Genomic DNA, 12,333 nt, shown 5'->3' with positions numbered 1-12,333 from the left:
ACTTCGTGATTGCAACCCTCTCATCCCAGTGCTGGCACTGGGTCGAGCGACCATCAAAACCGAAAAAAATGGTGCGGGGCTGTGATTTAATGCAGATACGCCTTGGTGCCGAAGGTGGGACTTGAACCCACACGGTATCGCTACCAGAGGATTTTGAGTCCTCCGCGTCTGCCGATTCCACCACTCCGGCATATGGAGCGAGTGACGGGGATCGAACCCGCATCCCCGGCTTGGAAGGCCGGTGCCCTGGCCGTTGTGCTACACCCGCATATGGTGTCCAGTGACGGGATCGAACCGCCGACCCTTTGCTTGTAGGGCAAATGCTCTCCCAGCTGAGCTAACCGGACAGATCGGCTTACTCACACCGTAAGCCATGGTGCCGGCTCGTACTTCGCCTGCCGGATTGCGCCGGTTTTACTCCCAAAACCTTGTAAAAGTCATCACTGCCAGATGTGAAGGTTTCTATTTCCCATTCAGTTTACAGTCTCCGCTCTGTTCGTGGGACGGGCATGGTTGCGGGGGCAGGACTCGAACCTGCGACCACCAGCTTATGAGGCTGGTAAGCTACCACTGCTACACCCCGCAATATGGCTGACCCGGCAGGACTCGAACCTGCGACCATCTGATTAACAGTCAGACGCTCTACCATCTGAGCTACGGGCCAATATAGATCTACGAGACGCATTCTTAACGACACCACATTTGTTCGGCATATGCTTAGTTAAAGGCGATGATTTTTCTATTTCAAGTAGAATTGTTTTCAAAATTGCTGTTAGCGTCTCAAAATACGGAACACGGTTGTTCTTTTTCCCATAAAAAGTTTTTGAAAGTTGCTGTACGTGCCCCAAAAATGGTAGAAGATGCCGGACTCGAACCGTTCTTCCTGCTCCCTGGGCAGGCGTGCTACCGTTATCACTACATCCTCTATATATGGTGGAGCCGAGGGGAATCGAACCCCTGTCCGAAATCCCTACATGAATAAAACAGTCTTACGCAATAGACAACACTTTATCAATTCGCCTCAAACTGAGACGGGCGGATCAGCAGTTGTCACTCCGCGCCCAGGGCACACCGGTTAGATGCACCTCCACCACCTTGTTTCTTTTCACAGTGACAAGGAAAACTGCAATACTCTGACCGAATCTTCGACCTCAGATGTTTACCCGGTCAGTGGGTACATCGTTTTGGAATCCAGCCGTCATCAGGCGGCAATTCCCTTTGCTGCAAGAGCAGCGGAAAAAGCGGGATGGATCATTACAACAGTCGTATCGTTGTCATTTCATTTTTGTTTAAGCCTTGAGGCGGTCTTCTACCTGCGAGTCTTACTCTCTCAGAACCCCGTCGAACCCATTACGGCCCCATATGAAATTGTCAAGGTGTACCGGTTCGGGCGTAGGCGCTGCCCGACCACGTTCCCCAATCCCTGCATATTCCAGACGGCGAATCTTATCGGCGTGCGGAAGGGGAAGTCTTGCAGTTCATAGAGAAAGATATGTGCCACAGCCGTATCTCCCGCCTTGTCATCGGCATTCGGTCAAAATACCATTCCTGTGGCGAATGGGACTGGTCGGGACAAAAAGGATCGAACTTTTGACCTCACGATTATCAATCGTGTGCTCTACCAACTGAGCTATATCCCGATATTACGGCAGACGCATCTGCCGTAATAGCTGTACGTCCGAAAAACCTCGTCTGCAGCCGATAGGCTTTTGGCTGAGATAGCAGTAAAAGTAATGAGCTGAACCGCACAAACGCCAACTTAGCCAATACAGCATAGTGGTGGAACCAGGGAGGATCGAACTCCCGACCCCCTGCTTGCAAGGCAGGCGCTCTCCCAGCTGAGCTATGGCCCCATATGTCCGCCCCCTAATAAGGGGCGGCGCTGTTTTCATTGATTTTCTTTGTTGCTATGGTCATATGATACCATAGGCATTTCTGGATGTCAATAGCTACAAAGAAAATTATTTTATATTTTTTGTGTCACTGCTGCGAGTCTGTACCGGCGCGAACATCCTCTTTCAGGCTGTTACTGGCTCGGAACGTGGGTACCTTGCTATCGCTCGATACCCGCATCTCCCCGGTGGAGATGTTTTTGCTATTGCGGCCTTTTCTGGTTTTCACCTCAAAGGTTCCGAAACCTCTGAGCTGTACCTGCTCCCCGCGAACCAGCGCGTCTCTGATGATTTGGAGCACTTCGTCCACCACATCATTGGCCTGATTCTTGTAGTAGCCTTTCTCGCACAGAGCGGACACGATATCGGCCTTAACCATTGTCCCACTCCTTAATTCAATTTGATCTGATAGCAGGCATCCGCACCTACTCCGGGGCGGAAAACCATCATCAGCTGTGCCGGAGTCGAATAGAGCCGTTTTCCGTTAGCATAATCATCCGTACCGCACAAGCAGGGTGCGATCATACTCTCGATTCCCAGCTCTTCAAACTCCTCTTTATGGTGTTTATCGGCCAACACCACATAGTCAATATCGCTGGAATACTTCTTGGCGAACAACGTGTGCAGCGTCTTTCCGGCGTTTTTCACGTTGTCCAAGTCACCATGGGCGGCACAAATGTTATACCCGCATACGGAGAAGTACAAGAACTCGTAATACTCCGACTCCGGGAAAACGATATCACTGCGATCACGAAGCCGCTGTTCAAGCCACCAAGGGATCAGCCGCTCCATGTTATCTGCATGAATGCTGTCGTTTTTATTTTGAACGGTTCTCAAATGATTTCCGTAGGTCGCGTGAACTACTGTCTGCTCAACCTCATCGGCCAAAACACTGATCGCCTGTGCCATAATTTCTGACACCTGCATGATCTGGTCGCACGTCAGCTCCTCAGAGGCAACACGCGCACTGGTGTGTATTGAACCATGAGCCGCGTCGCCCAACAACACGACATGAAGTCTATGGCATTTATTCAGCCTGATACGCTCAACTGCTCGCTCAACCAGCCGTTCCACACGATAACGGCATACCTGAGTATCATACCGCTCCCAGATATTGTCCGTTACCATACCGTAATGCCAGTCGGCAAACACAAGAACAGCCTCAGCATCGCCAAGGAACATACAAAAGTCGTCCGGCTTATTAACCGATAGCGGCAAAGACTCATTCAGATCCTGAGCAGCCTTAACGAGCCGATCTTCCAGATTTTCCTCACGACCCATCCGATCGACCATCTTATTGAACTCGCGGCGCTGGTCATAGAAGCGTTTGGCCTCTTTACGCATCTCCGCAATTTTGCAGTTTAGCTCGCCCATATAATCATCCTGGCCGGGATTACCCTGAGCGGCATACTTTTTCTTGAAATACTGCGCAACAGCATAGCCGGAGTATGGCGTTACAGATGCCGCCTTTCTCAAACTATCCCGATGGCATTCGATGCCAGTTGCTTCAACGATGTCTTCCCAGTCCAGATCGTCGGGCTTCTGTTCGACTTTGATTTCGATTAGGCGAAGACCATATTCATATGCATCCTCACCTTCTCTGCGTTCATACTTTGGATTCACGAATGTCTTCACCCCTCTTCTGCTGGCAGAAGCGTGCTCTGCCTGATTTCAATTTCAATGTTTGGTACGCCGGCCCAACGCTCCAAGATCTCCTTGATATCGTAAGTCCGAGCACCATTCACGTCATACTCCGTCAGCGTCATATCGGAGCAGTCGATCGTCGCGTGAGAATATACCTCACGCTGCTCCCGCACTGCCATTTACTTGTGCTCCTCGATCACGTTCATACGACGAATTTCGTTCAGCTTTGCAAGCAGCTCAGGGGATTCGACGCAGAAATAATGACCCCTCTTCGAGTCCTGCTTCATCGTCCGAGGATAACAGTAGTAGTGGGGATACTTATGCGGAGGGAACGCTTTGACCAGCAGATCTTTCTCTGTCTTGTTAATAGGAACCACGAGAACCATCCTTTTCTAATAAATTTGAGGGTACTCCCTCAAAATTACACCAAATTTAGGACTTGGGAACTCCCGACAACAAATGGGAGTTCCCAACGTGGTTTTAGAATTATTCGACCAACAAACCCGAAAATCTGTATAAAATTGTGAAAATTCAACAGTTATCGGACATTGTTTTTGGGCACATCGCCGTTTCTCTACGGAAATGGAACCCATAAATTTCCACGTCCCACAGGCCGTCAGAAACCTCAGTCAACGTTGAAATGGGTGTCCGACTCTGCTCAATCAAGTCCAAAAAGCACTGATTAGGTGCCGAAAACAACGTATAAAACAAGGTGCGTGAGATATCTTTATTCTGAGGCTCCTCAATGGCGAGCATCAACCGATATGCAGTATGAGGACTGATCCGCAGTGACTTAATATAGTTGATATACTCCTGCCGAATCTCATGTACCAGGATTGCCTTACCGTAGTTATCCAGGTTTTCGTCTGTTCCATCCCAAACTGCCCGGATCTTAGATCTCATATCTCTGACAAACTCCATGATCCGCTCGACCTGTGAATAGCTCACAGATTTTTGCAGATAAGCGTCGTTTACCAACAGTTCAGAAAACGGGATGAACGACGTATAAGCATAGCTTGTACGGTAAGAGTTCAGGCTGTGCTGCAAAAAGTCCATCGTCGTATTGTGGAAGCGATAGTTTTTGCCCACACTGTCATAATAGCCCTTCATGCGGGCGATCTTCCCGAAAAAGTTGGGCTTTACTTGCCGGCCATCATCGTCGCGTATCTCATATTTTTTTCTCAACCGTTTGATTTCCGCAACACTGTCTACGGCATATTCTCGCTTCGCCTTATCAATCTCGATGTTGCTCAAAACGTCCAGCTGGGCGATCTCGCAGTAAAGCTCCTCATACTCGGAAAAATCTGCTCCGCTGTTCAGCGCGTCCCACAGCTTCGTATTCAGCTCTTGGGAGAGGTTTACGATCTCACCGATCTTATTGACCGATGTTTTGATATCCAGATCAGACTGATCTGATTTGGTATAACGACGCACGATTTTCTTAGCGTCTACCATGCTGGTCGGAACGAGGAACTTGTGATAGTTCCGTTCTGCGGCCCGAATAAGGATGGCGTTGTTCGTCAGCAACATAGTATCAGAGTCAAAGTCTGCACCGGATAGCCGGAAAAGAATATTCTCGCCGATACTGTTGATACACACGATCTCTCGCGTGGTATTGACGTACTGCCGGATCTCCTCGTTATCCGTATTCCTCGCCAGGAGAACATTTCCCATCGTCACATGGGGACTGCGCGATCCGAGAATAGTCTGATTAAAAGCAAACTGTTGGCAAAAAATATTGCCTACTCCGATTTTACTCTCACCATCAAATTGCCCAATCGCAGAGTAAAGCATTTCGATGGGGTTTCCCAGCAGAGTTGAATAGTTTCCTTCCACAAGGATGTGTCCACGGGCCAACTCTTTTTTGAACGACTTCGATACGTCGGTTTTGAAGTTGTGGTACAGCTTCGTTTGAGAAAACTTATCTGTGACACCCAACATCTGATATACCACATCGTTCGTCGTCGTAATTCCGTCGCTGTCGATCTCCTCATCCCCGCCCATATATTTGATATGGTACCGCAGCACCGCAGGATCTGTCTGGATCATGCGCAGATAATCCAACGACGGTTTTACCAACTGGTCAACATCATCTTGCGAAAGCTGAAGAGTATTCAAGAGCTGGTAATGGATCTGCACCATGCGGCCATCAAAGAAATGTGTCGGCTTCTCATGCTTGACGACGCCAAAGTTACCGTCTTCGTCCAGCAATCTCAGCCACTGTTCCAGAGTGCCAAACTTCACGTACTTAATACTACTGGGCGTAGTAATAACCTTGATATCGCTGATATCCTGCGCCAGCGTGAAACCGGAAAGCTGGGACACGTCAGTAATGCCACGATCGGCGAAGAACTTCTGGATATTGGTATTAAAGCAGGCCGATTTGAAAAAACGGTTCCGCAGAAGGATCATACCGTAATCCTGCCATTCGCCCATAGCACTTTTGTCAATGAGAGACTGTCCGTCCCAAATGCTATTCTCGATCTCAACCTCTTCCGGCTTTGAAGTAAGCCAGTTATCGCTGCCAATCCTTGTCGCCACAACGCGATCTTTGAACACGCTCTTATAGTCGTCGATTACCAAGAAGTTCTCGGGCCGCAGCGGAATAGTACCGACGATGCTGCTCAGAGTAAGGGCGATATAGGCTTCCAGAGCGGCCAGATCAATCTCCTGACCCTCTTTTACTTTCAGCCCACAAAGCTCCCACTTGTGCATTCTTGGATACAACTGCTCATCAATGAACAGGCACTTTCCAATTCGGCTGCTTCCACTTGAACGCTTGAACCTACGGAACACAATACCATCGCACGTGAATCCGTCCTGATAAAGACGATTCCGAAGCTGGGCTACGGTAAGAAGTACCTTCATGGTTTTCCCGAGCCGATACATTCCGTTATCAAAAACGAACAGATCTCCCAGCTCTTGGGGAGAGGCCGGATTTTCGACGGGAGATCCTACCCGTACAGCAATCAGTTCCCCATCCTTGATACAAATGTTGTCGGTAAGCTGCACATCCTGCGGCAGATAGCCATACTTGATGTAGGTGTTGTCAAAGAAGCGATTGAACTCCTTGACGCTATACTTGAACGTGACATTGATCACGCGCCGGCAGTATTCTTTACCCCGCTTACTGAATGTGAAGTCCATGCGGCGGTATACCTTCTCATAAACTTCCCTCAGCTTTATCAGGTCGAGGCTATAATCCAAAGTATTGACAAAACGTCTTGTATTGAACTGGTCGTTGTGGTCTGATCCAGCCAGCTTCACAGAATATTCCTTACTGTTCGGGCTTGAATAGTTCGCCAAAAACAAATCCTTGGCATCCACAGACACGATATAGACCGAATTACCCATGGTCTATTCACCTTCCTCAGTTTGAATATTTTCGACTTGAATCAGATCCCCATACCAAAACAACCAGGTCTCTACGCCCTCCAGCTCGATCAGAGCAGAGAACCCATCGGGTCGTTCACGATGCGGATGCGCAACAAATACCTTGTCACGACTGGACTCCACGAATTGACGGTACTCTCCCTGCATACGCGGATAATCCTTCCGAGCTATGATTTGATCCACATTCAAAGTGACCAAATCCCCATCACGAATCTTTTTGTCAATCTCGTTTCCGAGGCTTTCCAGGACATCCGCAGCCAGTGTGCGTGAGCCTTTGTCCCTGAGCTTCTTTTTCAAAGCTCTGCGATTTTCACGGTTCAAACACATTACCCCCTGTCTGAATATTCCTGAATTACCTTTTCGTACTCCTGAGCGTTCTCTTTCAAAACGCCCTGATAGAACAACACTTCGTTTTCCCCTGCGTCATCAGCCGGAGAATAGTCATCACACTTCCCCTGGCACTCCGAGCCACATTGGTCATACCAAATACAATTTTTTCGTGCGGTGTTCATTGTAAGCCTCCTTCCGCTACACACCGCCGCGTCAGCTCTCTTAAATTTCAAGTTCCCTATATGATCAAATGAATCGTTGACGCCGCATTAGTCTGTCGTGTTTCCATGAGAGATGCCGTTTAACCAATTCCGAAACAGTTCCCTCATCCGCCTGCTTGGAATGTAGATCCAGATTTCTTTGCCATCACGAATGGCTGACCGCCATACCCACTGGATCATCTCACTCAACGCATAATCATCCTCGCGCACCTCAACTCCTTGCTCCTGAAAGTAGTTTTTCAGCAAAGGGTTGTAGTACACGTTGACGCAATAGGCCAAGCAGTCCCTGTTCCGATATGCGTTAGTCGCCCGGACATTGCAGGAAAGGAAACCCTTGGTATATCCTTTGCCTTTCAGGAGAGCTTGGTAATCCTTAAAAACCGTCCACAGGTTACGGTCTGATGAAGAATTGAGCATATTCTTGAACAAGTTCGTCAAATTGTTTCTCAGCTGTTTGATAAGCGGCTGTCCTTTGACGTCACGCGCTTTCTTATACCAAGAAACAGATAGGCTCGACCTCATTTCGCCGATCTTATTCAGTTTCTCATCCTCGATGATATGAATTTTCTTTGGGAGTTCGGCTACGTAATCCGGTATGTGAGGTGTATCGCTGAAATGATATACCCCGTTCTCACAAACCGTTCCGATCCGCTGAACTTCGATATTATGAATGTCGAAGTAATATTTCTGCACTTGGGCATCGAACATATAGGTGAGAATGATCACCTCATCGAAGGATTGAAACACCTCAATCGGGAACTTCCATAGCAAGAGGCAGTCATTATACAAAATGACGTTGCCGGTCATGCACATATCCCGCAGATCTTCAAATCTGCCCTCGTAGTCATCATTTACCCACCGCACACGGTACTCAGAGTCAACCTCGATCATCTCCCGCTTGAGCATTTGCAAATCCTTTGGAGAAATCGGGATTGTCTGAACGGCTTGGAAAACCTCATCCAAAATGAGCTTATAGCCGCCGTCTTGGATCAGCGAAATCGTTTCATCGTTATACGACTCAAACAGCGCATGAGTGCTGGCGATGTTATCCCTCATAGACAGAAGGTAATGCAGGTTTTCCAACTTACCCTTACCTTTACTTTGCGGATCTTTGAATTTTCGCCCACTACAACTCCGTTTGATTCGTTCTACTTCGTCCAGGTATGGCGTGATAAATACGTAGCGGCTTTCCTTATCTTGATTCATCAAAGTGATCGCAGACTCGGTTTTACCTGCTCCCATAATCGTGTCACATACCTTAACGATCACACGCTTTCCTCCTTCGCCGTCTTACGGTAATAGAAGAATTGGAGCTGCTGAACATAGCCGGCAAATCCGGCGTACTGAGAAGGATCGAAATTGCCATGGTAGACATCATCAATCATGCGGTTGATCCACACATCCCTGGGGTAGCTATCCATACGGTGAAGCCCAAACAGCATCACACAGTTCGCAACCTTCTCGCCAATGCCCCGCAGAGCAATCAGCGTCTTCCGGGCCGTATCGTCATCCTGCTTCTGGAGCTGCACCCAGAAATCTTCGTCATACTCGGCCATCTCTTTCACATAGCTTTCACGATAGCCCAGCGATGCCGGTGACAGATCCTGACCTCTCAGCTGCGCCGGCGTCGGGAAGGAATAGAACTGCTGGTCGTCGATCTCCCCCAGCGGCGTACCGAATGTTTGGCAGAGAATATCTACCGCTTTGCGAATACGCGGGATGTTGTTCCGCTGAGAGATAATGAAGGTCACTACCATCTCCCACAAATCCTGTCTCAGGACACGAATACCGCCACCTGCCGCTATCGCCTCCCGCAAAAACGGGTCTCCGGCCATCTTCTGCTGATATGCTTCATAGTCGGCAGACAGGTCAAAATAGGGCATCCATACATCCCGGAACTCATCATAGGGGCAGTGGAAAACGTACCCGCCATTGGTATCCGGTGTGATTTTCACCAGCTTCATGCCGGTGATCGCCACATATCCCCCATCCTGCAGTGCGGTCAGCCGGAAGCACTGGCCGGAATCCGCAATCTGCTTCAAATCAAACGTATGGGGAATGTTAATGAGCACGCCATCAGAAACCCTCCGGCAAATTACCTTTTCGCCACTCATCATACTCGCTCCTTTTCCTCAAATATTTGCGGATTATGCTCAGTCCGCAGTACACCAGATCGCAATACGGCTTGGAGCCGTCGCCATCGTATTGGGTAATTGCTGATACAACCTCCTGCTCCGTCAGATTCTCCGGCACATACCGGAACAGCTCAAATACCTCCTGCATTTTCTCAATGAGGCGGATATTATCGGCGCAGGTTTTGACTTGACTCTTAGCCAGCGTCAGCATTGTCGCCGGGTCAATTCCATAGAGTCTTGCGGCATTTCTATACGCTTGCACCTCTTCAAACAGAGCGGCACGCTCCTGATTCATACGCAGGATCGTCGCTTCAGACTCGTTCAGTCTGCGCGTCAACTCTTTAAGCTCGTCCACTGCACGCGCTCCTTTCTAATTGATTTACTTTGTTGCTATTTGAAGGTCAAACTTTCTTCACTATGCAGCCATAGCCTCTGCACGTCCGGCCATATCCCATCTTGTCTCCGAATAGGCCGTCGTCGTCCAGATTACGAATAGTTGCCTGCTTTTCATTGAGTTTTAAGATCTCACCGTTCCGAAGCTCTTGGTACTTGGAGTCAATGTAGGCCACACGGTCGCCGACCATAAGCTCCCGACCGAAAAAATCATAATGCTTCATATATCCACCGCCTTATCCAAACTCCACACAACCGCATTCGGGCGCTTCCTTGTGGGAACTTTGTTCCTTCTCGCCGTCCCACTTCCAGGCGGGAACGAGCTTACGAAGATCAGACACGGCGGCGTCGCGCTCTGCCCGCAGCGTTTTCACTTTCTCCGCACACTTATACCAGTTCGAGCGCAGCCCGTCGCATTCCACTCTGAGCTTTTTAAGCTCCTCCAACCAGTGGGCGAGCTGTTCATGCTCGGTAGTGCAGGTATCACAAGGGTTGCTTTTTCTCAGTTTTTCCACTATCTCATAGCAATGTTGAATTGCTTCATCCAAAGTAAACATGGTGCTACTTTCCCTGTTTTCTTCGTAAATCTCTTTGCCGTCTTCGTCGTACAGATCATTTACTTTTTGCACCCTTTTGGCACGAAGGGCGGAGATCGCCTTATCATACGCTGCTAAAATAACGGCATCGTCCATGAGCAAATCACAGTGGGCGCAGTCAGAGCAGTTGATTGCCATCTTCCTCTGTACGCACTGTTTTTCCCGTTCCAAAACTTCAATGTCGGTCATTCAGATGCACCGCCTTTCAAAGTAGAATGTAATTTTCTTTGGCGTTGGCTTAACCATACCAAACCGTACAGCCTGACGGTAAGTATAGCAGTCACGCTCCAAGGTAGCCGGCATAGCTTCCAGTATTCGCCGCCAGCCCTCCAATGAGTTGCCGCGCTTGTAGTGATTACAGCTCCGACAGGCCGGCAGCATATTTGCCAGATCGTCTTCGCCCTCACTCCTCAGCGCAACAACGTGATCGACTTGCATATCCTCATAGTTTAGCTGCTCGCCACAGTATGCACACCGCCCACCCATCTTGTCATAAACGGCACGGCGCTCTGCCGGCGTCAGCCTGCGTCTCTTTTCCATTCATAAATTCTCCTTCCGCTCATTCTCCAACTTGTTTATCCGATGCGCTATAAACAAGCTCTTTCCGTAGCTCCTCCTTCAATCTGCGCTTAGCCAACCGCTTGTTGGACTTTTTGGCTTTTGCCCACCCATTGTGGTTGTTCGCCCAGCAAGCATATCTGTGGCTAAACTCAGACTGCCAGCCGAGTTTTCCTTTATAAGTGTTAGCCTTCTTCATAGTTCACATCACATTTCTGCTCTGACCCGCATAAGGATTTTACCAAGACGATTTTCTCCAACGCCATCACAGACGCCCCAGATGCGGTCGCCCCAAGTATTGCCTTCAATGAGTTCGGCATCCTTGGTCGCAACAAGCTTGTCTGCCAAATCAGGATTCTGTGAGAACTTTGCCTTGCAAATCTCATACATAACGGTATCTTTGACCGCTTCCCAGTCACCACGGAGCTTAACCCTACGCCCAAGCCTCTTTGCCTCTGACGGATTCAGACGGCAAAACTCAGTCATACGTTCTGGGCATTTAGCCGCTTGAAACGCCGCCTCGTTATTCTCAAAACACATTCCGTTGTAGGTAACTGGTGCCGAGTAGAAGTTACTCAGAAAATAATACTCACCTCTAAACTCGCTGATACTTACTCCCATGTTATACCTCCATCATTTCGTATCAATATATACAGAGCATATGTCCGGGTGTGCCTCCTCAGAGGCCCTTATATCCCAAGACAACCACAAATCGGTCGTCATCCAATACCTGATTGAGAACAAGCCGCACCTGCTTCTCATAGTCCAGCTTGCCCAGACCACAGCCAACAGGCGGAAGGTAGATTTTGGAAAGCTGGAACTTGGCGGCGATCTCTTTTAGCTGTACCGCAGATCTCATAATAAGATCCAGGTCAGAATTGTCGCGGTAGTGGTGCTTGGTAGGAAATGTTACCAGAGATGTAAGGCGATCCCCCACCCTATGGACACCCATATAGAATGCGCGGTTTCCATACCGCCGCAGGTACTCACCTAACCGATGTTCCAAACCGGGAACGAGCTTTTTCGCTTCCAGCGCCTGCCCTTTACCGAGTACGGCATCTCCGTTCTTACGAATCACGCCGTTGGTGGTGACGACCACAGCCTCATGTTCGTTTTGAGAAAGATAGAAGAGACTACCGGTGTTTTGTATCTCGATCATGACCGTACCTTA

The 12,333-nt window shown here is 49.0% G+C and carries 14 protein-coding genes, 8 tRNA genes and 1 other RNA gene; all 23 read right to left on the bottom strand.

Going from position 1 to position 12,333, the window contains the following annotated elements:
- Window positions 1–103 precede the first annotated feature (103 nt).
- The 23 genes from E0E29_RS08775 to E0E29_RS08670 all read right to left on the bottom strand — a co-directional run bounded on the left by E0E29_RS08775 (window position 104) and on the right by E0E29_RS08670 (window position 12,321).
- Window positions 104–190: transfer RNA gene (locus tag E0E29_RS08775), tRNA-Leu, on the bottom strand.
- Window positions 191–193: 3 nt separating this feature from the next.
- A tRNA-Gly gene (locus tag E0E29_RS08770) sits at window positions 194–268 on the bottom strand.
- A 3-nt stretch (window positions 269–271) separates the two neighbouring features.
- Window positions 272–347 (bottom strand) — tRNA-Val (locus tag E0E29_RS08765).
- A 163-nt stretch (window positions 348–510) separates the two neighbouring features.
- Window positions 511–585: transfer RNA gene (locus tag E0E29_RS08760), tRNA-Met, on the bottom strand.
- Between the two features lie 3 nt (window positions 586–588).
- Window positions 589–664: transfer RNA gene (locus E0E29_RS08755), tRNA-Asn, on the bottom strand.
- A 191-nt stretch (window positions 665–855) separates the two neighbouring features.
- A tRNA-Pro gene (locus E0E29_RS18105) sits at window positions 856–925 on the bottom strand.
- 6 nt (window positions 926–931) lie between these two features.
- Window positions 932–1,360, bottom strand: a transfer-messenger RNA (tmRNA) gene (ssrA, locus tag E0E29_RS08750).
- 204 nt (window positions 1,361–1,564) lie between these two features.
- Window positions 1,565–1,640 (bottom strand) — tRNA-Ile (locus E0E29_RS08745).
- 137 nt (window positions 1,641–1,777) lie between these two features.
- Window positions 1,778–1,853: transfer RNA gene (locus E0E29_RS08740), tRNA-Ala, on the bottom strand.
- A 127-nt stretch (window positions 1,854–1,980) separates the two neighbouring features.
- Window positions 1,981–2,271 (bottom strand): HU family DNA-binding protein, encoded by a 291-nt coding sequence (locus E0E29_RS08735; protein ID WP_130849562.1) that lies wholly within the window; start codon window positions 2,269–2,271, stop codon window positions 1,981–1,983.
- An 11-nt stretch (window positions 2,272–2,282) separates the two neighbouring features.
- On the bottom strand, window positions 2,283–3,527 hold the full coding sequence (locus E0E29_RS08730) for a hypothetical protein (protein ID WP_130849561.1): 1,245 nt from the start codon (window positions 3,525–3,527) through the stop codon (window positions 2,283–2,285).
- Entirely contained in the window at window positions 3,524–3,715 is a 192-nt protein-coding gene (locus tag E0E29_RS08725; RefSeq protein ID WP_130849560.1) for a YonK family protein, read from the bottom strand. Before E0E29_RS08725 ends, E0E29_RS08730 begins: the two co-directional genes overlap by 4 nt.
- A gap of 352 nt (window positions 3,716–4,067) precedes the next feature.
- The gene (locus E0E29_RS08720; protein ID WP_130849559.1) at window positions 4,068–6,890 is read right to left on the bottom strand and encodes a hypothetical protein; all 2,823 of its coding nucleotides are present in this window, start codon (window positions 6,888–6,890) and stop codon (window positions 4,068–4,070) included.
- A gap of 3 nt (window positions 6,891–6,893) precedes the next feature.
- On the bottom strand, window positions 6,894–7,250 hold the full coding sequence (locus tag E0E29_RS08715) for a hypothetical protein (RefSeq protein WP_130849558.1): 357 nt from the start codon (window positions 7,248–7,250) through the stop codon (window positions 6,894–6,896).
- A 5-nt stretch (window positions 7,251–7,255) separates the two neighbouring features.
- A complete protein-coding gene (locus E0E29_RS08710) occupies window positions 7,256–7,441 on the bottom strand; it encodes a hypothetical protein (RefSeq protein WP_130849557.1) in 186 nt (61 codons plus the stop codon).
- Between the two features lie 87 nt (window positions 7,442–7,528).
- Complete coding sequence (locus E0E29_RS08705; protein WP_130849556.1) at window positions 7,529–8,749, bottom strand: hypothetical protein; 1,221 nt, start codon at window positions 8,747–8,749, stop codon at window positions 7,529–7,531.
- Window positions 8,746–9,594, bottom strand: a complete 849-nt coding sequence (locus E0E29_RS08700) for a DNA-3-methyladenine glycosylase family protein (protein WP_165449849.1) — start codon at window positions 9,592–9,594, stop codon at window positions 8,746–8,748. Before E0E29_RS08700 ends, E0E29_RS08705 begins: the two co-directional genes overlap by 4 nt.
- Complete coding sequence (locus E0E29_RS08695) at window positions 9,557–9,970, bottom strand: hypothetical protein (RefSeq protein ID WP_130849554.1); 414 nt, start codon at window positions 9,968–9,970, stop codon at window positions 9,557–9,559. The genes E0E29_RS08700 and E0E29_RS08695 overlap by 38 nt, the downstream gene beginning before the upstream one ends.
- A 46-nt stretch (window positions 9,971–10,016) precedes the next feature.
- Window positions 10,017–10,232, bottom strand: coding sequence for a hypothetical protein (locus E0E29_RS08690; protein WP_130849553.1), 216 nt, complete (start codon window positions 10,230–10,232; stop codon window positions 10,017–10,019).
- A gap of 12 nt (window positions 10,233–10,244) precedes the next feature.
- A complete protein-coding gene (locus E0E29_RS08685) occupies window positions 10,245–10,793 on the bottom strand; it encodes a hypothetical protein (RefSeq protein WP_130849552.1) in 549 nt (182 codons plus the stop codon).
- Entirely contained in the window at window positions 10,794–11,144 is a 351-nt protein-coding gene (locus E0E29_RS08680; protein ID WP_130849551.1) for an HNH endonuclease, read from the bottom strand.
- A gap of 225 nt (window positions 11,145–11,369) precedes the next feature.
- On the bottom strand, window positions 11,370–11,783 hold the full coding sequence (locus E0E29_RS08675) for an NADAR family protein (protein WP_130849550.1): 414 nt from the start codon (window positions 11,781–11,783) through the stop codon (window positions 11,370–11,372).
- A 58-nt stretch (window positions 11,784–11,841) separates the two neighbouring features.
- Window positions 11,842–12,321, bottom strand: coding sequence for a macro domain-containing protein (locus tag E0E29_RS08670; RefSeq protein ID WP_130849549.1), 480 nt, complete (start codon window positions 12,319–12,321; stop codon window positions 11,842–11,844).
- Between the last annotated feature and the right edge of the window lie 12 nt (window positions 12,322–12,333).

Source organism: Intestinimonas timonensis, from assembly GCF_900626145.1.
Taxonomy (GTDB): Bacteria; Bacillota; Clostridia; order Oscillospirales; family Oscillospiraceae; genus Intestinimonas; species Intestinimonas aquisgranensis.
The sequence above is the reverse complement of the archived record's forward strand: the minus strand, read 5'-3'. Positions and strand labels throughout refer to the sequence as shown.

Bases quoted from the DNA above. Each gene is read 5' to 3' on its own strand.
- E0E29_RS08735 (WP_130849562.1), bottom strand. From the start codon at position 2,271: ATGGTTAAGGCCGATATCGTGTCCGCTCTGTGCGAGAAAGGCTACTAC.
- E0E29_RS08725 (WP_130849560.1), bottom strand. From the start codon at position 3,715: ATGGCAGTGCGGGAGCAGCGTGAGGTATATTCTCACGCGACGATCGAC.
- E0E29_RS08720 (WP_130849559.1), bottom strand. From the start codon at position 6,890: ATGGGTAATTCGGTCTATATCGTGTCTGTGGATGCCAAGGATTTGTTT.
- E0E29_RS08710 (WP_130849557.1), bottom strand. From the start codon at position 7,441: ATGAACACCGCACGAAAAAATTGTATTTGGTATGACCAATGTGGCTCG.
- E0E29_RS08700 (WP_165449849.1), bottom strand. From the start codon at position 9,594: ATGAGTGGCGAAAAGGTAATTTGCCGGAGGGTTTCTGATGGCGTGCTC.
- E0E29_RS08690 (WP_130849553.1), bottom strand. From the start codon at position 10,232: ATGAAGCATTATGATTTTTTCGGTCGGGAGCTTATGGTCGGCGACCGT.
- E0E29_RS08685 (WP_130849552.1), bottom strand. From the start codon at position 10,793: ATGACCGACATTGAAGTTTTGGAACGGGAAAAACAGTGCGTACAGAGG.
- E0E29_RS08680 (WP_130849551.1), bottom strand. From the start codon at position 11,144: ATGGAAAAGAGACGCAGGCTGACGCCGGCAGAGCGCCGTGCCGTTTAT.
- E0E29_RS08675 (WP_130849550.1), bottom strand. From the start codon at position 11,783: ATGGGAGTAAGTATCAGCGAGTTTAGAGGTGAGTATTATTTTCTGAGT.
- E0E29_RS08670 (WP_130849549.1), bottom strand. From the start codon at position 12,321: ATGATCGAGATACAAAACACCGGTAGTCTCTTCTATCTTTCTCAAAAC.